The organism is Bradyrhizobium sp. 930_D9_N1_4, from assembly GCF_052076015.1.
Lineage (GTDB): Bacteria > Pseudomonadota > Alphaproteobacteria > Rhizobiales > Xanthobacteraceae > Bradyrhizobium.
On the sequence record NZ_CP197236.1, the window covers coordinates 4,657,600 to 4,676,497 of the forward strand.

At 62.9% G+C, this 18,898-nt stretch carries 29 protein-coding genes; all 29 read right to left on the bottom strand.

Translation table 11 applies throughout. From position 1 onward, the window contains the following. Nucleotides 1–79: 79 nt before the first annotated feature. A complete protein-coding gene (locus AB7532_RS22100) occupies nt 80–1,111 on the bottom strand; it encodes a DNA-directed RNA polymerase subunit alpha (RefSeq protein ID WP_441236836.1) in 1,032 nt (343 codons plus the stop codon). Nucleotides 1,112–1,227: 116 nt separating this feature from the next. Beyond that, on the bottom strand, nt 1,228–1,617 hold the full coding sequence (gene rpsK, locus AB7532_RS22105) for a 30S ribosomal protein S11 (RefSeq protein WP_007603045.1): 390 nt from the start codon (nt 1,615–1,617) through the stop codon (nt 1,228–1,230). Between the two features lie 135 nt (nt 1,618–1,752). Then, complete coding sequence (gene rpsM, locus AB7532_RS22110) at nt 1,753–2,121, bottom strand: 30S ribosomal protein S13 (protein WP_441236837.1); 369 nt, start codon at nt 2,119–2,121, stop codon at nt 1,753–1,755. Between the two features lie 185 nt (nt 2,122–2,306). Beyond that, complete coding sequence (locus tag AB7532_RS22115; RefSeq protein WP_441236838.1) at nt 2,307–3,191, bottom strand: adenylate kinase; 885 nt, start codon at nt 3,189–3,191, stop codon at nt 2,307–2,309. Further along, a complete protein-coding gene (locus tag AB7532_RS22120; RefSeq protein WP_441236839.1) occupies nt 3,188–4,399 on the bottom strand; it encodes a preprotein translocase subunit SecY in 1,212 nt (403 codons plus the stop codon). Before AB7532_RS22120 ends, AB7532_RS22115 begins: the two co-directional genes overlap by 4 nt. 1 nt (nt 4,400) lies before the next feature. Next, nucleotides 4,401–5,732: a preprotein translocase subunit SecY gene (secY, locus tag AB7532_RS22125; RefSeq protein WP_441236840.1), complete on the bottom strand. Its 1,332-nt coding sequence runs from the start codon at nt 5,730–5,732 to the stop codon at nt 4,401–4,403. A gap of 150 nt (nt 5,733–5,882) precedes the next feature. Continuing rightward, nucleotides 5,883–6,368 (bottom strand): 50S ribosomal protein L15, encoded by a 486-nt coding sequence (gene rplO, locus AB7532_RS22130; RefSeq protein ID WP_441236841.1) that lies wholly within the window; start codon nt 6,366–6,368, stop codon nt 5,883–5,885. Between the two features lie 75 nt (nt 6,369–6,443). Beyond that, the gene (gene rpmD, locus AB7532_RS22135) at nt 6,444–6,638 is read right to left on the bottom strand and encodes a 50S ribosomal protein L30 (RefSeq protein ID WP_438737547.1); all 195 of its coding nucleotides are present in this window, start codon (nt 6,636–6,638) and stop codon (nt 6,444–6,446) included. Nucleotides 6,639–6,661: 23 nt separating this feature from the next. Further along, nucleotides 6,662–7,255: a 30S ribosomal protein S5 gene (rpsE, locus tag AB7532_RS22140; protein ID WP_441236842.1), complete on the bottom strand. Its 594-nt coding sequence runs from the start codon at nt 7,253–7,255 to the stop codon at nt 6,662–6,664. Between the two features lie 44 nt (nt 7,256–7,299). Continuing rightward, a complete protein-coding gene (rplR, locus tag AB7532_RS22145) occupies nt 7,300–7,662 on the bottom strand; it encodes a 50S ribosomal protein L18 (protein ID WP_007603036.1) in 363 nt (120 codons plus the stop codon). Nucleotides 7,663–7,673: 11 nt separating this feature from the next. Then, nucleotides 7,674–8,207 carry a 50S ribosomal protein L6 gene (gene rplF, locus AB7532_RS22150; protein ID WP_441236843.1) on the bottom strand — a complete coding sequence of 178 codons (534 nt, stop codon included), beginning with the start codon at nt 8,205–8,207 and terminating at the stop codon, nt 7,674–7,676. A 16-nt stretch (nt 8,208–8,223) separates the two neighbouring features. Continuing rightward, on the bottom strand, nt 8,224–8,622 hold the full coding sequence (gene rpsH, locus AB7532_RS22155) for a 30S ribosomal protein S8 (RefSeq protein ID WP_441236844.1): 399 nt from the start codon (nt 8,620–8,622) through the stop codon (nt 8,224–8,226). Between the two features lie 14 nt (nt 8,623–8,636). Next, a complete protein-coding gene (gene rpsN, locus AB7532_RS22160; RefSeq protein WP_441236845.1) occupies nt 8,637–8,942 on the bottom strand; it encodes a 30S ribosomal protein S14 in 306 nt (101 codons plus the stop codon). Between the two features lie 46 nt (nt 8,943–8,988). Continuing rightward, nucleotides 8,989–9,546 (bottom strand): 50S ribosomal protein L5, encoded by a 558-nt coding sequence (gene rplE, locus AB7532_RS22165; RefSeq protein ID WP_441236846.1) that lies wholly within the window; start codon nt 9,544–9,546, stop codon nt 8,989–8,991. Further along, nucleotides 9,539–9,853, bottom strand: a complete 315-nt coding sequence (gene rplX / locus AB7532_RS22170) for a 50S ribosomal protein L24 (RefSeq protein WP_129268067.1) — start codon at nt 9,851–9,853, stop codon at nt 9,539–9,541. Before rplX ends, rplE begins: the two co-directional genes overlap by 8 nt. After that, nucleotides 9,853–10,221, bottom strand: a complete 369-nt coding sequence (gene rplN, locus AB7532_RS22175) for a 50S ribosomal protein L14 (RefSeq protein ID WP_027535299.1) — start codon at nt 10,219–10,221, stop codon at nt 9,853–9,855. The genes rplX and rplN overlap by 1 nt, the downstream gene beginning before the upstream one ends. A gap of 84 nt (nt 10,222–10,305) precedes the next feature. Beyond that, nucleotides 10,306–10,554 carry a 30S ribosomal protein S17 gene (gene rpsQ, locus AB7532_RS22180; protein WP_007603028.1) on the bottom strand — a complete coding sequence of 83 codons (249 nt, stop codon included), beginning with the start codon at nt 10,552–10,554 and terminating at the stop codon, nt 10,306–10,308. Nucleotides 10,555–10,567: 13 nt separating this feature from the next. After that, a complete protein-coding gene (gene rpmC / locus AB7532_RS22185; protein WP_441236847.1) occupies nt 10,568–10,774 on the bottom strand; it encodes a 50S ribosomal protein L29 in 207 nt (68 codons plus the stop codon). A 5-nt stretch (nt 10,775–10,779) separates the two neighbouring features. Further along, nucleotides 10,780–11,193 carry a 50S ribosomal protein L16 gene (gene rplP, locus AB7532_RS22190; RefSeq protein ID WP_063982581.1) on the bottom strand — a complete coding sequence of 138 codons (414 nt, stop codon included), beginning with the start codon at nt 11,191–11,193 and terminating at the stop codon, nt 10,780–10,782. Nucleotides 11,194–11,225: 32 nt separating this feature from the next. Continuing rightward, nucleotides 11,226–11,954, bottom strand: coding sequence for a 30S ribosomal protein S3 (rpsC, locus tag AB7532_RS22195; RefSeq protein ID WP_441236848.1), 729 nt, complete (start codon nt 11,952–11,954; stop codon nt 11,226–11,228). An 18-nt stretch (nt 11,955–11,972) separates the two neighbouring features. Continuing rightward, on the bottom strand, nt 11,973–12,359 hold the full coding sequence (rplV, locus tag AB7532_RS22200) for a 50S ribosomal protein L22 (RefSeq protein ID WP_092034894.1): 387 nt from the start codon (nt 12,357–12,359) through the stop codon (nt 11,973–11,975). Between the two features lie 10 nt (nt 12,360–12,369). After that, nucleotides 12,370–12,648: a 30S ribosomal protein S19 gene (gene rpsS / locus AB7532_RS22205; RefSeq protein ID WP_441236849.1), complete on the bottom strand. Its 279-nt coding sequence runs from the start codon at nt 12,646–12,648 to the stop codon at nt 12,370–12,372. Between the two features lie 12 nt (nt 12,649–12,660). Continuing rightward, on the bottom strand, nt 12,661–13,494 hold the full coding sequence (gene rplB / locus AB7532_RS22210) for a 50S ribosomal protein L2 (protein WP_441236850.1): 834 nt from the start codon (nt 13,492–13,494) through the stop codon (nt 12,661–12,663). Nucleotides 13,495–13,506: 12 nt separating this feature from the next. Beyond that, nucleotides 13,507–13,809 carry a 50S ribosomal protein L23 gene (locus AB7532_RS22215; protein WP_008136362.1) on the bottom strand — a complete coding sequence of 101 codons (303 nt, stop codon included), beginning with the start codon at nt 13,807–13,809 and terminating at the stop codon, nt 13,507–13,509. Continuing rightward, nucleotides 13,806–14,426: a 50S ribosomal protein L4 gene (gene rplD / locus AB7532_RS22220; protein ID WP_441236851.1), complete on the bottom strand. Its 621-nt coding sequence runs from the start codon at nt 14,424–14,426 to the stop codon at nt 13,806–13,808. Before rplD ends, AB7532_RS22215 begins: the two co-directional genes overlap by 4 nt. Before the next feature lies 1 nt (nt 14,427). Further along, nucleotides 14,428–15,141: a 50S ribosomal protein L3 gene (gene rplC / locus AB7532_RS22225; protein ID WP_247503499.1), complete on the bottom strand. Its 714-nt coding sequence runs from the start codon at nt 15,139–15,141 to the stop codon at nt 14,428–14,430. A gap of 53 nt (nt 15,142–15,194) precedes the next feature. Then, nucleotides 15,195–15,503: a 30S ribosomal protein S10 gene (rpsJ, locus tag AB7532_RS22230; protein ID WP_002712302.1), complete on the bottom strand. Its 309-nt coding sequence runs from the start codon at nt 15,501–15,503 to the stop codon at nt 15,195–15,197. 80 nt (nt 15,504–15,583) lie between these two features. Beyond that, nucleotides 15,584–16,774, bottom strand: a complete 1,191-nt coding sequence (gene tuf, locus AB7532_RS22235; protein ID WP_441236852.1) for an elongation factor Tu — start codon at nt 16,772–16,774, stop codon at nt 15,584–15,586. 40 nt (nt 16,775–16,814) lie between these two features. Next, entirely contained in the window at nt 16,815–18,887 is a 2,073-nt protein-coding gene (gene fusA / locus AB7532_RS22240; RefSeq protein WP_441236853.1) for an elongation factor G, read from the bottom strand. Between the last annotated feature and the right edge of the window lie 11 nt (nt 18,888–18,898).

The following is an 18,898-nucleotide window of genomic DNA, read 5'->3' on the forward strand; positions in this document are numbered from 1 at the left end:
GACATGTTGCTCAGGTGGGCTTCCTGCGTTCGCCCGCCAAAGCGCGATGAATTCGCGCTTCGGCCTGTCGTCGTTCGGATCAGTAATGATCCTCGAAGCGCTTGGCGAGCTCGTCGATGTTCTCCGGCGGCCAGCCCGGCACTTCCATGCCGAGATGCAGACCCATCTGGGCCAGCACTTCCTTGATCTCGTTCAGCGACTTGCGGCCGAAGTTCGGAGTGCGGAGCATTTCCGCTTCGCTCTTCTGCACGAGGTCGCCGATGTAGACGATGTTGTCGTTCTTCAAGCAGTTGGCCGACCGCACCGACAGCTCGAGTTCGTCCACCTTCTTGAGGAAAGCCGGGTTGAAGGCGAGGTCCGGGATGATCTCCTGGGCGACTTCCTTGCGCGGCTCTTCGAAGTTGACGAACACGTTGAGCTGGTCCTGGAGGATGCGCGCGGCGTAGGCCACGGAATCATCCGGCGTCAGCGCGCCGTTGGTCTCGATCGTCATGGTCAGCTTGTCGTAGTCGAGGATCTGGCCCTCGCGGGTGTTCTCGACCTTGTAGGAGACCTTGCGGACCGGGGAGTACAGGCTGTCGACCGGAATCAGGCCGATCGGCGCGTCCTCGGGACGGTTGCGCTCGGCGGGCACGTAGCCCTTGCCGGTGGCGACCGTGAACTCCATGCGGATCTCGGCGCCCTCGTCGAGGGTGCAGATCTGGAGGTCCGGATTGAGCACCACCACGTCGCCCACGGTCTGGATGTCGCCGGCGGTGACGGTACCCGGGCCCTGCTTCTTCACGACCATGCGCTTGGGGCCTTCGCCCTGCATCTTGATCGCGATGTCCTTGATGTTGAGGACGATGTCGGTGACGTCCTCACGGACGCCGGCGATCGAGGAGAACTCGTGCAGCACGCCGTCGATGTGCACCGACTGCACCGCCGCGCCCTGGAGCGAGGACAGCAGGATGCGGCGCAGCGCGTTGCCGAGCGTCTGGCCGAAGCCGCGCTCGAGCGGCTCGGCGACGACGGTCGCAAAACGAGTCGAATCGCTACCAGCAATCACCTGGAGCTTGTTCGGCCGGATCAGTTCTTGCCAATTTTTCTGGATCGTCACTGTTTCACCCATACGGGCCAGTCGATTTTGCTGGTTCAAAATACTGGCGTTGGAGAACGCCGCAGATCGGTCTGCGGCTTTACAATTCCAAAAGTCATTGCGGGCGCCGATGCGCCCGCAACTCGATATCAAACGCGACGACGCTTGCGGGGACGGCAACCGTTGTGCGGGATCGTGGTCACGTCGCGGATCGAGGTGACGGTGAAGCCTGCGGCCTGGAGCGCGCGGAGCGCCGACTCACGGCCCGAACCGGGACCGGCGACTTCGACTTCCAGCGTGCGCATGCCGTGTTCCTGCGCCTTCTTCGACACGTCTTCGGCGGCAACCTGCGCGGCATACGGGGTCGACTTGCGCGAGCCCTTGAAGCCCATCGTGCCGGCGGAAGACCAGGCAATCGTGTTGCCCTGCGCGTCGGTGATGGTGATGGTCGTGTTGTTGAACGACGAGTTCACGTGCGCGACGCCGGAGGCGATGTTCTTGCGCTCACGACGACGAACGCGGGTGGCTTCCTTGCCCATAGATGACCTTTCCTGGAGATCTCAAACGCCGCCGTAATGCCAGCGGCTACACCTTGATGGAAACGAATAGCGAGTAGCGAACGGCGAACAGGGACACTCCCCTACCCGCCATTCGCCATTCCCGATTCGTCAGTTTTACTTCTTCTTGCCGGCGATGGCCTTGGCCGGGCCCTTGCGCGTACGCGCATTGGTGTGGGTACGCTGGCCGCGCACCGGCAGACCGCGACGATGACGCAGGCCGCGATAGCAGCCGAGGTCCATCAGACGCTTGATGTTGATACCGACCTCACGACGCAGGTCGCCCTCGACGAGATAGTCGCGGTCGATCACTTCGCGGATCTGGAGCACTTCGGCGTCGCTGAGCTGATTGACGCGACGATCCTCGGCGATCTTCACCTTCTCGATGATCTCGCCGGCGATCTTCTCGCCGATGCCATGGATATACTGAAGCGCGATGAGCACGCGCTTGTTGGTGGGGATGTTCACGCCGGCAATACGGGCCACGGCCTTCTCTCCTGTTGCCAATCCTCGTCAGGACCGGGCTTTGAGTGCTTATGTTCTCGGGCAGGTGTTCACAAACGCGAACACGACGCCCACCCCCGGTCTTCCTGGGGCCCGGCATCGTCTGAAACTATCCGACTTGGATGCGGGGCTTATTAGGGGATTCCAGGGGCTTTCGTCAACCGCTGCTAGCGTTTGGCTCGCTTTTTCGTGACCTTTTTTGCGGCCTTTTTGGTACCCTTTTTGACAGCCTTCTTGGCGGTCTTTTTAGCCGCCTTCTTGGACGTCTTCCTGGTGGCCGTCTTGGCACCCTTCACGGCCTTCTTGGCCGCCTTTTTGGCGGTTTTGGCCGATTTGGGAGCCTTTTTAGCCACTTTCGCCGGCTTTTTGGCCGATTTCTTCGCCGCCTTGGTCTTTTTAGCCGGCGCCGCCTTGGCCGCACTCTTGGCGGAAGCGGAAGCCTTGCCATGCGTCTTGGGCTCGACCGCCCCCAGCGCCAGGAGCTGGCGGTGGATGGCGCGGGTGACCTCGTCGATGGCCATCATGCCGTCGATGGTCGAGAGCTTGCGACGCTCGGAATAGTAGTGAATCAGCGGTTCCGTCTGGCTGCGATAGCTGGCCAAGCGCTTGGTCAGGACCTCCGGGGTGTCATCGACCCGGACCTCCTCGCCGCGCTCCCGCATCTGGGCGACGCGGGTTTCGACGCGACTCAAAAGCGCGCTCTCGTTGACGCGGAGCTCGATCACGGCGTCGAGCTTGAGGTGCTTGTGCTTGAGCAGCTCATCCAGCGCCTCGGCCTGCGGCACGGTGCGCGGGAAGCCATCGAGGATGAAACCGTTCCTGGCGTCCGGCTGGTCGATGCGGTCGGAGATGATTCCCACCACGACCTCGTCGGGCACGAGGCCGCCGCTGGCCATGATCTCCTTGGCCTTCAGCCCGACCGGCGTTCCCGCCGCGACGGCTGCGCGCAACATCTCACCGGTCGAGAGCTGGACGATGCCATAGCGCTGCACCAGCAGCTGCGCCTGGGTCCCCTTGCCCGACCCCGGCGGTCCCAGAAGTATAATTCTCATCGGCGTACGCCCCCCGGATTGGTGAGCGATAGGCCGCGCACCTGTGTTTTGATATCAAGAGCGGAGCAGACCACAACCAGCGTCGCACCACCATTGATGACCATACTATAAGGCAGACCGTTTCCGTAAAGCTCGAAGACCTCCGGAATCAACTGCACCACCGTCAGGTAGACGGCTCCGACGATGGTCGTCAATGACACGACGCGATCGAGATAGTCGGCCGTCGCCTCGCCCGGAGCAACGTCGCGAATTGTGCCACCGCGCTGCGCCAGGGACCTGGCCGAAGCTTCGGGGTCGACGACATAGGCGGTGTAGACAAAGGCGAGCACGAACACGGCCACCGACATGAGCATCATGTGCACCGGCTGGCCCAGCTGAAAATGCCGGTATGCCGCCGCGACCAGGGGATGATCGCCACCGAGGATAAAGCCGGCAAAGGCGAGCGGCAGAAAAAAGATCCACGGCGCCACGGTGACCGGAATCAGGAAGCCGGCGCTGTTGAGCTTGATCGGCAGCACGGCAGAGCGCGCCGGCAATTGCCGCGCGCCGGCATCGAGCGCGCCGAACTCGACGCGAATGTTTCGCCGCGCGCCCTCGACAAGCACCATCACGGCAACGGCCGCGATCCAGAACACGACATGGCCCAGCACGAGATTGCTCGATATCCCTCCTTGCTGCAGGAGCTCCATGATGCCGGCGATGTCTCGCGGAATGGAGACGAGAAAGCCGACGCTCAAGATCAGCGCCAGACCGTTGCCGATACCATGATGGGTGATCTGCTCGCTGAGCCAGATCAGGACGAATACGCCGCCGACGATCGAGGCCGTGGCCGCGAAAACCGGCCATGCGTCCGGATCAGGAACCAGCGCAGGAATTGTCTGGATCGCCGAGGCGTAGCCGTAGGCCTGGAAGGTGGAAAACACGAGCGTCAGGAGCAGCGTGTAGCGCGCAATGCTGCGCCGGCCATTTTCGCCTGATTTCTCGCGCGAGTTCAGACGCTGCCATACCAGCGAGAGGAGCCGAATGACGATCGCAGCGCTCAGATAGGGAAGGATACCGAGCGCGAAGATCGAAAGGCGGACCATCTCGTGGGCCGGGAACGACAGGCTCGGCGGCCCCATCCCGACAAACGGGATCTGCGTGCCGAGCCTGAAAAGGAGCAGCGCGCCAATCGTGAAACCGATCCGGCGCGCGAGCTCCCCGCTCATCTTATCTACGACGGCCGCGCAGCTTCGACTTCCGGATCAGGCCTTCGTACTGATGCGCCAGCAGATAGCCCTGCACCTGCGCCACCGTGTCCATGGTGACGCTGACGACGATCAGCAGCGAGGTGCCGCCGAAATAGAACGGTACCGAGGCATAGGAGATCAGGATTTCCGGGATCAAGCAGACGATCGCGAGATAAATCGCACCGAGCACGGTGACGCGCGACAGCACGTAGTCGATATATTCCGCGGTGCGCTCACCCGGGCGGATGCCCGGAATGAAGCCGCCATGCTTCTTCAGATTGTCCGCGGTCTCGGTCGGGTTGAACACGATCGCGGTGTAGAAGAACGCGAAGAACACGATCAGCGCGAGATACATGATCAGGAACAGCGGACGGCCGTGGCCGAGCTGGGTCGTGATCCACTGGAACCATTCCGGCCCGCTGCCCGCGTTGAAGTTCGCGACCGTGGTCGGCAGCAGCAGCAGCGACGACGCGAAGATCGGCGGGATCACGCCGGAGGTGTTGAGCTTGAGCGGCAGATGCGAGGACTGGCCCTCGAACATCTTGTTGCCGACCTGGCGCTTCGGATACTGGATCAGGAGCCGGCGCTGGGCGCGCTCCATGAACACGATGAAGGCGATCACGGCGACCGCCATGATGATGACGACCAGGATCAGGCCGGTCGACATCGCGCCCTGACGGCCGAGCTCGAGCATGTTGGCGAGTGCCGCGGGCAGCTCGGCGACGATGCCGGAGAGGATGATCAGCGAAATACCGTTGCCGATGCCGCGCGAGGTGATCTGTTCGCCCAGCCACATCAGGAACATGGTGCCGCCGGTCAGCGTGATCGCGGTGGACAGGCGGAAGAACAGGCCGGGGTCGCTGACGACGTTGCCGGCGCCCTCGAGGCCCACTGCGATGCCGTAGGACTGGAACGCGGCCAGGATCACCGTGAGATAGCGGGTGTACTGGTTCAGCAGCTTGCGGCCGGACTCACCTTCCTTCTTCAGCGCCTCGAGCTGCGGCGAGACGGTGGTGAGGAGCTGGATGATGATCGATGCCGAGATGTACGGCATGATGTTCAGCGCGAAGATCGCCATGCGGTGGATGCCGCCGCCGGCGAACATGTTGAACATGCCGAGGATGCCGCCCGCCTGGGAGCGGAACACCTGCTCCCAGATGTTGGGATCGATGCCCGGCAGCGGGATGTAGGTCCCGAGCCGATAAACGAGCAGCGCACCCAGGGTGAACCAGATGCGCTTCTTCAGTTCGTCGGCCTTGGCAAACGCGCCGAAATTGAGATTGGCTGCCAGTTGTTCCGCTGCAGAGGCCATCTTGGACTTTCTCCCGCCGCCTATTGCGCCGTCATGCCCGCGGCCGGGCTACTTTAGCGGACGCCGGACATTATCTGGGGCTACGGCTTCGATAAGTCCATTGTCCCACATACGTAAAGGCCCGCGAGCCGCGGGCCAATGACGCAGTTGTTACGCCGCCTCGCCTTCTTCCTTGGCAGGGGCGAGAATCTTCACCGAACCGCCGGCCTTCTCGACCGCGGCGATCGCGGTCTTGGTGGCGCCGTGCACTTCGATGTTGAGCTTGGACTTGAGCTCGCCGCGGCCGAGCAGCCGCAGACCGCCCTTGGCGCGGCGCAGCACGCCGCCCTTCACCAGGGCTTCCACATTCACGACGCTGCCGGCGTCAATCTTCTTGGCATCGATCGCGTCCTGGAGCCGGTCGAGATTGATCTCGGCGAGCTCGACGCGGAAGATGTTGGTGAAGCCACGCTTCGGCAGACGGCGATGCAGAGGCATCTGGCCGCCTTCGAAACCCTTGATGCGCACGCCCGAACGCGCGGTCTGGCCCTTGCCACCGCGGCCGGCCTGCTTGCCCTTGCCCGAACCGATGCCACGGCCGACGCGCATACGCTTCTTGCGCGAGCCGGCGTTGTCGGCGATATCGCTGAGCTTCATCGCCCTGCTCCTTGTTTCTTGCGCATGATCTTCGCCGAAAACGGATGTCCGCTGTTCGGGATCCTGCGCTTTTGCTTACTTCTCGTCGACGATGCGAACGAGATGGTGAACTTTCAAGATCATGCCGCGGACTGCCGGGGTGTCCTGCAGTTCGCTGGTACGACCGATCTTGTTGAGCTTGAGCCCAATCAGCGTCGAGCGCTGCGAATGATGGCGGCGGATCGCGCTGCCGATCTGCTCAAGCTTGATCGTCTTGCTGGCCTTGGCCATGGGAGTCTACTCCAAAGCTTCCGTTACTCGGCAACCGCTTCGGCATCGCCACCGATACGGCGCGACTGCAGAGTGGACACCTTGATGTTGCGGCGGGCTGCGACCGAACGCGGCGAATCCTGATGCTTCAGCGCGTCGAAGGTTGCGCGAACCATGTTGTAGGGGTTCGACGAGCCGATCGACTTGGCGACCACGTCCTGGACGCCGAGCGTCTCGAACACGGCGCGCATCGGGCCGCCGGCGATGATGCCGGTACCGGCCGGAGCTGCACGCAGATAGACACGGCCCGCGCCATGACGGCCGGCGATGTCGTGATGCAGCGTACGGCCCTCGCGCAGCGACACGCGGGTCAGATTGCGCTTGGCGGATTCGGTTGCCTTGCGGATCGCCTCGGGAACTTCGCGCGCCTTGCCGTGACCGAAACCGGCGCGGCCCTTCTGGTCGCCGATCACGACCAGCGCTGCGAAACCGAAGCGCTTGCCGCCCTTGACGACCTTCGCCACGCGGTTGATGTGGACCAGCTTGTCGACGAACTCGCTATCGCGCTCCTCGCGCTGCTGACGGTCACGTCCGCCGCCGCGTTGATCGCGTCCACCACGTTGTTCGCGTTCTGCCATTTTTCCAATCCTTCAGAGGCTTGCGCCTCAATCCTCAAATTCTGTTAGAAGCTCAGCCCGCTCTCACGCGCTGCGTCGGCAAGAGCCTTGACGCGCCCGTGGTAGAGGTAGCTGCCGCGATCGAACACGACTTCCTTGACGCCCTTCTCGGCGGCGCGCTCGGCCAGCAGCTTGCCGACCGCCTTCGCCGCATCGATGTCGGCGCCGGTCTTGCCGCCGTCGCGCATCGACTTCTCGAGCGACGAGGCAGAGGCCAGCGTCTCGCCCTTCAGGTCGTCGATGACCTGGGCGTAGATGTGCTTCGACGAGCGGAACACGGACAGGCGCGGACGGCCACCACCGGAGCGGCGCAGCTTCAGCCGCACACTCCGCTTGCGCCGGGCATTCGTAACCTTGGCTTTCGACATGACCGGCTCCGTTACTTCTTCTTGCCTTCCTTGCGGAAGATGAATTCGCCCACATACTTCACGCCCTTGCCCTTGTAGGGCTCCGGCGGACGATAGGAGCGAATCTCGGCGGCGACCTGGCCGACACGCTGGATGTCGCTGCCGGTCACCGTGATCTCGGTCGGCTTCGGCACGGTGATCGTGATCCCTTCCGGGATCGTGTAGACCACGTCGTGGCTGTAGCCGAGCGCGAGCTGCAGGTTCTTGCCCTGCATCGCGGCGCGGTAACCGACGCCGGTGATTTCGAGCTTCTTCTCGAAGCCCTTGGTGACGCCTTCGACCAGATTCGCGACCTGGGCGCGAGCGGTACCGTACAGGGCCCGCGCGCGATTGGTCTCGAGCCGCGGGTTCACCTTGACCTGGCCGTTCTCGAGCTTCACCTCGACGTCGTTATGGACGACGAACTGAAGCTGGCCCTTGGGCCCCTTCATCTTGACGGTCTGCCCATCGACGGTTGCGGTCACACCCGACGGAACCGCCACAGGCCTTTTGCCAACACGTGACATGGATCAAAAATCCTTCTCAGAACACGGTGAAGAGGACTTCGCCGCCCACATTCGCGTCGCGCGCGCTGTGGTCAGCCATGATCCCCTTCGGCGTCGACAACACCGAAATGCCGAGCCCGTTGTTGACCCGCGGCAGAGCCTTCACCGAGGCGTAGACACGACGCCCGGGCTTGGAGACTCGTTCGATCTCGCGGATGACGGGCTCGCCGTCGAAATACTTCAGCTCGATCTCGATCTCGCTGCGGCCCGAGGCGTGCTCGAGCGTGGCGTAACCGCGGATGTAGCCCTCGGTCTTCAGGACCTCGAGCACGTTCTCGCGCATCTTCGAACCAGGCGTGGAGACCTTGCTCTTGGAGCGCATCTGCGCGTTGCGGATACGGGTGATCAGATCGCTGATTGGATCGTGCGTAGACATCTAAACGACCCTCCTTACCAGCTGGACTTCACGAGGCCCGGGACCATGCCCTTGGAGCCAAGGTCGCGCATCGCGATGCGGGACAGTTTGGTCAAACGATAGTTCGAGCGCGAACGGCCCGACAGCTCGCAACGCAGACGGATGCGGGTGGTCGACGAATTGCGCGGCATTTCCGCAAGCTTCAGGGTCGCGGCAAACCGCTCCTCCATCGGCAGCGTCTTGTCGGCGATGATCGCCTTCAACCGCGCGCGCTTCGGGCCGGCGTTCTTCGCCATCCGCTTGCGCCGGTTGTTCTTCTCGACTGAACTCTTCTTTGCCATGCTTGGCTCCTGGGTATCCGCGTTTGAGAGGCTTTAGGTCAGCGTCTCACTGCCGGAACGGGAAATTGAAAGCGGTCAACAAGGCCCTCGCCTCGTCGTCGGTCTTGGCCGTGGTGCAGACGGTGATGTCCATACCGCGGGCTTCCGTGACCTTGTCGAAGTCGATCTCGGGGAAAATGATGTGTTCCTTGATGCCGAGCGAGTAGTTGCCGCGGCCGTCAAAGCTCTTAGGGTTCAGGCCGCGGAAGTCGCGGACGCGCGGCAGCGCAACCGTCACCAGGCGATCGATGAACTCGTACATGCGGGCCTTGCGCAGCGTGACCTTGCAGCCAATCGGCTGGTTCTCACGCAGCTTGAAGGTCGCGATCGCGATACGCGAATAGGTCACGATCGCCTTCTGGCCGGCGATCTGGGTCAACTCAGCAGCGGCGTTCTCAGCCTTCTTGCGGTCGTTGACGCTGTCACCAACGCCCATGTTCAGCACGATCTTGTCCAGGCGCGGAACCTGCATCACGTTCTCATAACCGAACTTCTCGGTCATTTCCGTGCGGATCTTCGCGTCGTATTCCGCGCGCAGGCGCGGCGTGTAAGCGGCCTCAGCCATCGATCTCAGCTCCCGAGCTCTTGGCGATGCGGACCTTCTTGCCGTCCGCCAGAATCTTGAATCCGACGCGGGTCGGCTTTCCGTCCTTGCCGACAAACGCGATGTTGGACAGTTGGATCGGCGACTCCTTCGAGATGATGCCGCCCTCCTGGGCCTGCGTCTGCTTCTGGTGACGCTTGACCATGTTGATGCCGCGCACCAGCGCGGTGCCGGCGTCGGGGCGAACCTCGAACACTTCGCCGGTGCGGCCCTTGTCGCGGCCGGTCAGCACGATGACCTTGTCGCCCTTGCGGATCTTGGCGGCCATTACAGCACCTCCGGCGCGAGCGAGATGATCTTCATGTGGTTCTTGCCACGCAGCTCGCGCGGCACGGGCCCGAAGATACGGGTACCGATCGGCTCGGACTGGTTGTTGATCAGAACGGCGGCGTTGCGGTCGAAACGGATGACCGAACCGTCGGCGCGGCGGATGTCCTTGCGGACGCGCACCACGACGGCCTTCATCACGTCGCCCTTCTTCACCTTGCCACGCGGAATCGCTTCCTTGATCGAGACGACGATGATGTCGCCGATCGTGGCGTAGCGGCGCTTGGAGCCCCCGAGCACCTTGATACACATGACACGGCGTGCGCCAGAATTATCGGCCACGTCGAGGTTGGTCTGCATCTGAATCATTGATGCACCTCGTCCTCTTCTCTCTTGCGCCAGCCCAGCCGGCGCTCAACATTTCCCTGAAGTCAGTCGGCTAAAGCCAACAGATCAGGCGCTTTTCTTGTGTTCGCCCCGGATCACGACCCAGCGCTTCAACTTCGAAATCGGCTTCGATTCCTCGATCCACACCATGTCGCCCGGCTTGAACTCGTTGCTCTCGTCGTGCGCGTGGTAGTTCTTCGAACGGCGGATCGTCTTCTTGTAGATCGGGTGTGTGAAGCGGCGATCAACGCGCACCACGATGGTCTTGGCTTGCTTGTCGCTGACGACCACGCCCTGCAAAGTACGTTTCGGCATCTTCGTAAGCCTCTTACTTCTTCTTCGCGCGCTTTTGCGCGGCGACGGTCTTGATCCGGGCGATGTCTCGGCGGGCCTCGCGCAGGCGCGAGGTGTTCTCGAGCTGCCCGGTGGCGCGCTGGAAGCGCAGGTTGAAGCGCTCCTTCTTCAGGTTCAGGATGGCGTCATCCTGCTGATCGGGGCTCAATGCGCGGATGTCTTCGATCTTCATCTGTGCCATGGCCATTACTCCGCAATGCGCTCGACGAAGCGCGTCTTGATCGGCAGCTTGGCGGCCGCCAGGGTCAGCGCTTCACGCGCCGTCTGGGTGTTGACGCCGTCGATCTCGAACAGCACCCGGCCCGGCTTGACGCGCGCGACCCACAATTCCGGCGCGCCCTTGCCGGAGCCCATTCGGACTTCGGCCGGCTTCTTCGACACCGGAACGTCGGGGAACACGCGGATCCAGACGCGGCCGGCACGCTTCATGTGGCGGGTCAGCGCGCGGCGAGCGGCTTCGATCTGGCGCGCGGTGACGCGCTCAGGCTCGGTCGCCTTCAGGCCGAACTGGCCGAAGGCCAACGTCGCACCCGAAGACGCAACGCCGTGGATACGGCCCTTATGCGCCTTCCGGAACTTCGTTTTCTTAGGTTGCATCATGGCTTCAAGCCCTCAAATTCTCTGTGCTGGCGTCAGGCCGCAGCGTTGTCACGGCGCCCACGGCCACCGCGATCACCACCACCGCCGCTGGTCTCGCCTTCGGCCATTCTCTTGTCCTGGGCCATCGGATCGTGCTCGAGGATCTCGCCCTTGAAGATCCAGACCTTGACGCCGCAGGTGCCGAAGGTCGTGAACGCGGTCGCAACGCCGTAGTCGATGTCCGCGCGCAGCGTGTGCAGCGGCACGCGACCTTCGCGATACCACTCCATGCGCGCGATTTCCGCACCGCCCAGACGACCCGAGCAGTTGATGCGGATGCCTTCCGCGCCGAGACGCATCGCCGACTGAACGGCGCGCTTCATGGCACGGCGGAATGCGACGCGGCGCTCGAGCTGCTGCGCGATCGACTCGGCCACCAGCGTCGCATCGAGCTCCGGCTTGCGGATTTCGACGATGTTGATGACGACGTCGGACGAAGTGATGTCCGCGACCTTCTTGCGCAGCTTGTCGATGTCGGCGCCCTTCTTGCCGATCACCACGCCCGGACGAGCCGAGTGGATGGTGACGCGGCACTTCTTGTGCGGACGCTCGATCACGATGCGGGCGACGGCCGCCTGCTTGAGCTCCTTGTGCAGGATCTCGCGGATCTTGACGTCCTCGTGCAACAGCTTGCCGTATTCCTGCTTGCCGGCGAACCAGCGGGAATCCCAAGTCCGGTTGATGCCAAGACGCAGACCGATCGGATTGATCTTTTGACCCATCGTGTGCTCCTGCGTCCCTTAAGCCGCTGCTTCGGCTTCGACCTGACGAACGATGATCGTCAGCTGCGAAAATGGTTTGTAGACACGGCCCGAGCGACCACGGCCGCGAGCGGCAAAGCGCTTCATCACGAGGCCGTTGCCGACGAAGGCCTGCGCCACGACGAGATCGTCGACGTCGAGGTCGTGGTTGTTCTCGGCGTTGGCGATAGCCGATTCCAGGCACTTCTTCACGTCAACCGCGATCCGCTTGCGCGAAAACTGCAGGTCGGCGAGCGCAGAGGCCGCCTTCCGGCCGCGAATGAGCTGGGCGACCAGGTTGAGCTTCTGCGGGCTCACCCGAAGCATCCGGGCGACCGCCTTGGCCTCGTTCTCGGCGAGGCTCCGTTCGCGCTTAGGTTTGCTCATCGTTTAATCCTCAGCCCTTCTTGGCTTTCTTGTCGCCGGAGTGGCCATGGAAGGTGCGGGTCGGCGAGAACTCGCCGAACTTGTGACCGACCATTTCCTCGTTGACGGCCACCGGCACGTGCTTCTGACCGTTGTAGACGCCGAAGGTCAGGCCGACGAACTGCGGCAGGATCGTCGAGCGACGGCTCCAGATCTTGATGACGTCGTGACGGCCGGACGAGCGGGCAGCATCTGCCTTCTTGAGCAGAGAACCCTCGACGAACGGGCCTTTCCAGACTGAACGAACCATGTCCGGCGTTCCTTACTTCTTCCGCTTGTGGCGGCTTAGGAGAATGAATTTGTTGGTCGACTTGTTGGTGCGGGTCTTCTTGCCCTTGGTCGGCTTGCCCCACGGGGTGACCGGGTGGCGACCGCCCGAGGTACGACCTTCACCACCGCCGTGCGGATGGTCGATCGGGTTCATCGAAACACCGCGGTTGTGCGGCTTGCGGCCCAGCCAGCGGTTGCGGCCGGCCTTGCCGATCGAGGTGTTCATGTGATCCGGGTTCGACACCGCGCCGATCGTGCCGCGGCAACGGCCGTGCACGAGGCGCTGCTCGCCCGAGTTCAGGCGAACAATCACGTAGTCCTGGTCGCGACCGACGAGCTGGGCGTAGGTGCCGGCGGAACGGGCGAGCTGGCCGCCCTTCCCGATCTTGAGCTCGATGTTGTGGATGATCGTGCCCACCGGCATGTTGCCGAGCGGCATGACATTGCCCGGCTTCACGTCGACATAGCTGCCGGCGATGATGGTGTCACCCACGGCCAGGCGCTGCGGCGCCAGGATGTAGGCCTGCTCGCCATCCTGATACTTGACCAGCGCGATGAACGCGGTGCGGTTCGGATCGTATTCCAGCCGCTCGACGGTCGCGGGAACGTCGACCTTCTCACGCTTGAAGTCGACGGTGCGCAGCGTCCGCTTGTGACCGCCGCCGCGGAAGCGCACGGTGATGCGACCGGTGTTGTTACGGCCGCCCGCAGAGTGCTTGCCTTCGGTGAGCGCCTTGACCGGCTTGCCCTTGTAGAGAGCCGAACGATCGACCATGACCAGCTGGCGCTGGCCCGGCGTCGTGGGATTGAATTTCTTCAGTGCCATCGTCGTACGACCTTACAGACCGGTGGTCACGTCGATCCGGTGACCCTCTTCGAGGGTCACGATCGCGCGCTTGCTGTTCGACTGCGAACCGAGATTGCCGCGGAAGACCTTGGTCTTACCCTTGCGGACCAGCGTGTTGACGCTCTTGACCTTGACGTCGAACAGCTTCTCGATCGCTTCCTTGATCTGCGGCTTGGTGGCTTTCGCGGCCACCTTGAACAGGACCTTGTTGTGCTCCGAGGCGATCGTGGCCTTTTCAGTCACGACCGGCGACAGGATCACGTCATAGTGGCGAGGCTCGATGTTCTTCGTCATTTGAAGCGCGCCTCCAGCGCATCGATGGCGGCCTTGGTCAGAACGAGCTTCTGACGGCGCAGGATGTCATAGACGTTGATGCCCTGGATCGGCAGCACGTCCATGTTCGGGATGTTGCGGGCCGCAGCGGCAAAGCCGTTGTTGAGCTCGGCACCGTCGATGATCAGCGCGTTGGTGAGCCCCAGACCCGAGAAATGACCGAGCAGCGCCTTGGTCTTTGCGGCTTCCAGCGCGGCCTTGTCGATCACGATCAGGTTGCCGTCCTTGGCCTTGGCCGAGAGCGCATGCTTGAGAGCGAGCGCACGGACCTTCTTCGGCAGGCCGGTTTCGTGCGAACGCACCACCGGACCGAAGGCACGACCGCCGCCACGGAACTGCGGCACGCGGGCCGAGCCGTGACGAGCACCGCCGGTGCCCTTCTGCTTGTACATCTTCTTGCCGGTGCGCCAGATCTCGGCGCGGCCCTTGGCCTTGTGGGTGCCGGCCTGACGCTTGTTGAGCTGCCACTGCACGCAACGTGCAATGATGTCCTGGCGCGGCTCGAGGCCGAAAATGGTGTCGGACAGCTGGACGGAGCCGGCTTCCTTACCTTCGAGGGTGGTGACCTTCAATTCCATCTCACGCCTCCTGCGCAGCCGGAGCAGCGTCCGCTTCGCCAGCAACCTTGAACTTGCCGGGCTTCGGAGCTTCCTTCGGCAGCGGCTTCTTGACGGCGTCGCGCACGCGAATCCAGCCGCCCTTGGAGCCGGGAACGGCACCTTCGACGAGGATCAGGCCGCGCTCGACATCGAGCTGAACGACGCGGAGGTTGAGCGTGGTGATGCGGTCGACACCCATGTGACCGGGCATCTTCTTGTTCTTCCAGGTCTTGCCGGGGTCCTGACGACCACCGGTCGAACCGATCGAACGGTGCGAGACCGACACGCCGTGGGTGGCGCGCAGACCGCCGAAGTTCCAGCGCTTCATACCGCCGGCAAAGCCCTTGCCGACCGAGGTGCCGGTGACGTCGACGAACTGGCCGACGACGAAGTGGTCGGCGAGAATCTCGGCGCCGACGGGGATCATGGCGTCCGCGGAGACGCGGAATTCCTCGACCTGCCGCTTCGGCTCGACCTTGGCGACCGCGAACTGGCCGCGTTCAGCCTTCGGCATGTAAACGGTCTTGCGGCTGCCAGAACCAAGCTGGAGCGCGACGTAACCGTTCTTCTCTTCAGTGCGGTGGCCCAAGACCTGGCAATTGCCGAGCTTCAGCACGGTCACGGGGATATGTTCGCCGGCCTCCGTAAAGACCCGCGTCATCCCGACCTTTTGTGCGATCACTCCGGAGCGCATCGGCGTGCTTCCTGTTCTTTCTGTCCGCTAGGTGCGAACGTGATCCAAAAATCTTAGAGCTTGATCTCGACGTCGACACCGGCGGCCAGGTCGAGCTTCATCAAAGCATCGACGGTCTGCGGGGTCGGATCGACGATGTCGAGCAGGCGCTTGTGAGTGCGCATCTCGAACTGCTCGCGGCTCTTCTTGTCCACGTGCGGCGAACGGTTGACGGTGAACTTCTCGATGCGGGTGGGCAGCGGAATGGGTCCGCGAACCTGCGCGCCGGTGCGCTTCGCCGTGTTCACGATCTCGCGGGTCGACGTATCGAGGATACGATGGTCGAACGCCTTGAGACGGATACGAATATTTTGGCCGTTCATTGCCGTGGTCTCTCTTCGTTGGGTGGCGAATAGCGAATAGCGAATGTCACCATCCGCTACTCGCCGATCCCTATTCGTAATTACTCGATGATCGAGGCGACGACGCCGGCGCCGACGGTACGGCCACCTTCGCGGATCGCGAAGCGGAGCTTTTCTTCCATCGCGATCGGCACGATCAGGTGCACTTCCATCGCGATGTTGTCGCCCGGCATCACCATCTCGGTGCCTTCCGGCAGATGCACGACACCGGTCACGTCGGTGGTGCGGAAGTAGAACTGCGGACGGTAGTTGGTGAAGAACGGGGTGTGGCGGCCGCCCTCTTCCTTGGTGAGGATGTAAGCCTCAGCCTTGAACTTGGTGTGCGGCTTGACCGAACCCGGCTTGCACAGCACCTGGCCGCGCTCGACGTCTTCACGCTTGGTGCCGCGGAGCAGCGCACCGATGTTGTCGCCTGCCTGGCCCTGATCGAGCAGCTTGCGGAACATTTCGACGCCGGTGACGGTCGTCTTCTGGGTGGCACGGAGACCGACGATCTCGATTTCCTCGCCGACCTTGACGATGCCGCGCTCGACACGGCCGGTCACGACGGTGCCGCGGCCGGAGATCGAGAACACGTCTTCAACCGGCATCAGGAACGGCAGGTCAACCGGACGCTCCGGCTGCGGAATGTACTCGTCGACGTTCTTCATCAGCTCGAGGATGGCTTCGTGGCCGAGCTTCTTGTCGGAATCTTCGAGGGCGGCGAGCGCCGAACCCTTGATGATCGGAATCTTGTCGCCCGGGAAGTCGTACTTCGAGAGCAGCTCGCGGACTTCGAGCTCGACGAGCTCAAGCAGCTCCGGATCGTCGACCATGTCGCACTTGTTGAGGAACACGACGAGCGCAGGCACGCCGACCTGGCGGGCGAGCAGGATGTGCTCGCGGGTCTGCGGCATCGGGCCGTCGGCAGCCGACACAACCAGGATCGCGCCGTCCATCTGGGCAGCGCCGGTGATCATGTTCTTGACGTAGTCGGCGTGGCCCGGGCAGTCGACGTGGGCGTAGTGGCGGTTCTTGGTCTCATACTCGACGTGCGCGGTCGAGATGGTGATGCCGCGCGCCTTCTCTTCCGGCGCCTTGTCGATCTGGTCGTACGCGGTGAACGTCGCACCGCCGGCTTCGGCGAGAACCTTGGTGATCGCCGCGGTCAGCGACGTCTTGCCATGGTCGACGTGACCGATGGTGCCGATGTTGCAGTGCGGCTTGTTACGTTCAAACTTTGCTTTGGCCATTTGACTCTCCGTTCAACCGTCAGTTCTCGACCGACGACAATCAGGCAAACTTCTTCTGGACTTCTGCCGACACATTGGCCGGCGCTTCTGCGTAGTGGTCGAACTGCATGGTGAAGGTTGCGCGACCCTGGCTCATCGAGCGCAGGTTATTCACGTAACCGAACATGTTCATGAGCGGCACCATCGCGTTGATGACGTTGGCGTTGCCGCGCATGTCCTGACCCTGGATCTGACCGCGCCGGGAATTCAGATCGCCGATAACCGAACCGGTATAGTCTTCCGGGGTCACCACTTCGACCTTCATGATCGGCTCGAGCAGGACGGACTTGCCCTTCTGCAGCGCTTCGCGGAATGCAGCACGCGAAGCGATTTCGAAGGCGAGCGCCGACGAGTCGACGTCGTGATACTTGCCGTCGACCAGCGAGACCTTGACGTCGACGACGGGGAAGCCCGCGACGACGCCGGCGCCCATGACGCTGTTGAGGCCCTTTTCCACGCCGGGGATGTATTCCTTCGGAACCGCACCACCGACGATCTTGGACTCGAACTCGTAGCCCTTGCCGGGCTCGTTCGGCTCGACCACGATCGACACTTCCGCGAACTGACCGGTACCGCCGGTCTGCTTCTTGTGGGTGTACTTGACCTCGGCCTTCTTGGTGACGCGCTCACGGAACGCAACCTGGGGCGCGCCGATGTTGGCGTCGACCTTGTAGGTGCGGCGGAGAATGTCGACCTTGATGTCGAGATGGAGTTCGCCCATGCCCTTGAGGATGGTCTGGCCGGACTCCTGGTCGGTCGACACGCGGAAGGACGGATCCTCCGCAGCGAGCTTCGCCAGCGCCACGCCCAGCTTTTCCTGGTCGGCCTTGGACTTCGGCTCGATCGCGATCTCGATGACCGGCTCGGGGAATTCCATCTTCTCCAGGATCACCTGCTTGTCGGGATCGCACAGCGTGTCGCCGGTTCGCGCTTCCTTCAGGCCGGCCAGCGCGACGATGTCGCCGGCATAGGCTTCCTTGATGTCTTCGCGGTTGTTCGCATGCATCAACAGCATGCGCCCGATGCGCTCTTTCTTCTCGCGCGTCGAGTTCACCACGCCGGTGCCGCTCTGGAGAACGCCCGAGTAGATGCGGCAGAAGGTGATGGTGCCGACGAACGGATCGTCCATGATCTTGAACGCGAGCAGAGCCAGCGGCTCCTTGTCGTCCGCCTTGCGTACGATCTCGTTGCCTTCATCGTCGGTGCCCTTGATCGCGGGCACGTCGACCGGCGACGGCAGATAGTCGACGACGGCGTCGAGCAGCGGCTGCACGCCCTTGTTCTTGAAGGCCGAGCCGCACAGCACGGGATAGAACGCGCCGGTCAGCACCGCCTTGCGGATCAGCCGCTTCAGCGTCTCTTCGTCCGGCTCGTTGCCGTCGAGGAAGGCGGCCAATGCGTCGTCGTCGAGCTCGACGGCCGCTTCCACCATCTTCTCGCGGTATTCCTTGGCCTGCTCGACCATATCTTCCGGGATGTCGACATAGTCGAACTTCGCGCCGAGCGATTCATCGTTCCAGATGATGCCCTGCATCTTCACGAGGTCGACGAGACCCTTGAAGTTGTTCTCGGCACCGATCGGAAGCTGGATCGCGATCGGCTTGGCGCCGAGGCGGTCGACGATGTCGGCCAGGCACTTGAAGAAGTCGGCACCGGTCTTGTCCATCTTGTTGGCGAAGACGATGCGCGGAACCTTGTACTTGTCGCCCTGGCGCCAGACGGTCTCGGTCTGGGGCTCGACGCCCTGGTTCGAGTCGAGCACGCAGACGGCGCCGTCGAGCACGCGCAGCGAACGCTCGACTTCGATGGTGAAGTCGACGTGGCCGGGGGTGTCGATGATGTTCAGGCGCTTGCCGGCCCAGAACGCGGTGGTGGCAGCCGAGGTGATCGTGATGCCACGCTCCTGCTCCTGCTCCATCCAGTCCATCGTCGCGGCACCTTCGTGCACTTCGCCGATCTTGTGGCTCTTGCCGGTGTAATAGAGGATGCGCTCGGTGGTCGTGGTCTTGCCGGCATCGATATGCGCCATGATACCGAAATTGCGGTAGTTCTCTATGGCATGAACGCGAGGCATGGGCTGTTCCT

What these genes read in the sequence shown, in the direction of transcription:
- rplX (WP_129268067.1), bottom strand. Translation starts at nt 9,853, where the DNA reads ATGGCCGCCAAGATCCGCAAGGGCGACAAGGTCATCGTGCTGACCGGC.
- rpsJ (WP_002712302.1), bottom strand. Translation starts at nt 15,503, where the DNA reads ATGAACGGCCAAAATATTCGTATCCGTCTCAAGGCGTTCGACCATCGT.
- rplO (WP_441236841.1), bottom strand. Translation starts at nt 6,368, where the DNA reads ATGAAGCTCAGCGATATCGCCGACAACGCCGGCTCGCGCAAGAAGCGT.
- rplR (WP_007603036.1), bottom strand. Translation starts at nt 7,662, where the DNA reads ATGTCGAAAGCCAAGGTTACGAATGCCCGGCGCAAGCGGAGTGTGCGG.
- rplV (WP_092034894.1), bottom strand. Translation starts at nt 12,359, where the DNA reads ATGAGCAAACCTAAGCGCGAACGGAGCCTCGCCGAGAACGAGGCCAAG.
- rplN (WP_027535299.1), bottom strand. Translation starts at nt 10,221, where the DNA reads ATGATTCAGATGCAGACCAACCTCGACGTGGCCGATAATTCTGGCGCA.
- tuf (WP_441236852.1), bottom strand. Translation starts at nt 16,774, where the DNA reads ATGGCCAAAGCAAAGTTTGAACGTAACAAGCCGCACTGCAACATCGGC.
- rpsH (WP_441236844.1), bottom strand. Translation starts at nt 8,622, where the DNA reads ATGTCTACGCACGATCCAATCAGCGATCTGATCACCCGTATCCGCAAC.
- rplF (WP_441236843.1), bottom strand. Translation starts at nt 8,207, where the DNA reads ATGTCACGTGTTGGCAAAAGGCCTGTGGCGGTTCCGTCGGGTGTGACC.
- rpsC (WP_441236848.1), bottom strand. Translation starts at nt 11,954, where the DNA reads ATGGGTCAAAAGATCAATCCGATCGGTCTGCGTCTTGGCATCAACCGG.
- rplB (WP_441236850.1), bottom strand. Translation starts at nt 13,494, where the DNA reads ATGGCACTGAAGAAATTCAATCCCACGACGCCGGGCCAGCGCCAGCTG.
- fusA (WP_441236853.1), bottom strand. Translation starts at nt 18,887, where the DNA reads ATGCCTCGCGTTCATGCCATAGAGAACTACCGCAATTTCGGTATCATG.
- rplD (WP_441236851.1), bottom strand. Translation starts at nt 14,426, where the DNA reads ATGGAATTGAAGGTCACCACCCTCGAAGGTAAGGAAGCCGGCTCCGTC.
- rplC (WP_247503499.1), bottom strand. Translation starts at nt 15,141, where the DNA reads ATGCGCTCCGGAGTGATCGCACAAAAGGTCGGGATGACGCGGGTCTTT.
- rpsQ (WP_007603028.1), bottom strand. Translation starts at nt 10,554, where the DNA reads ATGCCGAAACGTACTTTGCAGGGCGTGGTCGTCAGCGACAAGCAAGCC.
- rpsK (WP_007603045.1), bottom strand. Translation starts at nt 1,617, where the DNA reads ATGGGCAAGGAAGCCACCCGCGTTCGTCGTCGTGAGCGCAAGAACATC.
- rpsN (WP_441236845.1), bottom strand. Translation starts at nt 8,942, where the DNA reads ATGGCAAAGAAGAGTTCAGTCGAGAAGAACAACCGGCGCAAGCGGATG.
- AB7532_RS22120 (WP_441236839.1), bottom strand. Translation starts at nt 4,399, where the DNA reads ATGAGCGGGGAGCTCGCGCGCCGGATCGGTTTCACGATTGGCGCGCTG.
- rplP (WP_063982581.1), bottom strand. Translation starts at nt 11,193, where the DNA reads ATGATGCAACCTAAGAAAACGAAGTTCCGGAAGGCGCATAAGGGCCGT.
- secY (WP_441236840.1), bottom strand. Translation starts at nt 5,732, where the DNA reads ATGGCCTCTGCAGCGGAACAACTGGCAGCCAATCTCAATTTCGGCGCG.
- rplE (WP_441236846.1), bottom strand. Translation starts at nt 9,546, where the DNA reads ATGGCTGAGGCCGCTTACACGCCGCGCCTGCGCGCGGAATACGACGCG.
- AB7532_RS22100 (WP_441236836.1), bottom strand. Translation starts at nt 1,111, where the DNA reads ATGGGTGAAACAGTGACGATCCAGAAAAATTGGCAAGAACTGATCCGG.
- AB7532_RS22215 (WP_008136362.1), bottom strand. Translation starts at nt 13,809, where the DNA reads ATGACGAAGAACATCGAGCCTCGCCACTATGACGTGATCCTGTCGCCG.
- rpsE (WP_441236842.1), bottom strand. Translation starts at nt 7,255, where the DNA reads ATGGCAGAACGCGAACAACGTGGTGGACGCGATCAACGCGGCGGCGGA.
- rpmC (WP_441236847.1), bottom strand. Translation starts at nt 10,774, where the DNA reads ATGGCACAGATGAAGATCGAAGACATCCGCGCATTGAGCCCCGATCAG.
- rpsS (WP_441236849.1), bottom strand. Translation starts at nt 12,648, where the DNA reads ATGGTTCGTTCAGTCTGGAAAGGCCCGTTCGTCGAGGGTTCTCTGCTC.
- AB7532_RS22115 (WP_441236838.1), bottom strand. Translation starts at nt 3,191, where the DNA reads ATGAGAATTATACTTCTGGGACCGCCGGGGTCGGGCAAGGGGACCCAG.
- rpmD (WP_438737547.1), bottom strand. Translation starts at nt 6,638, where the DNA reads ATGGCCAAGGCCAGCAAGACGATCAAGCTTGAGCAGATCGGCAGCGCG.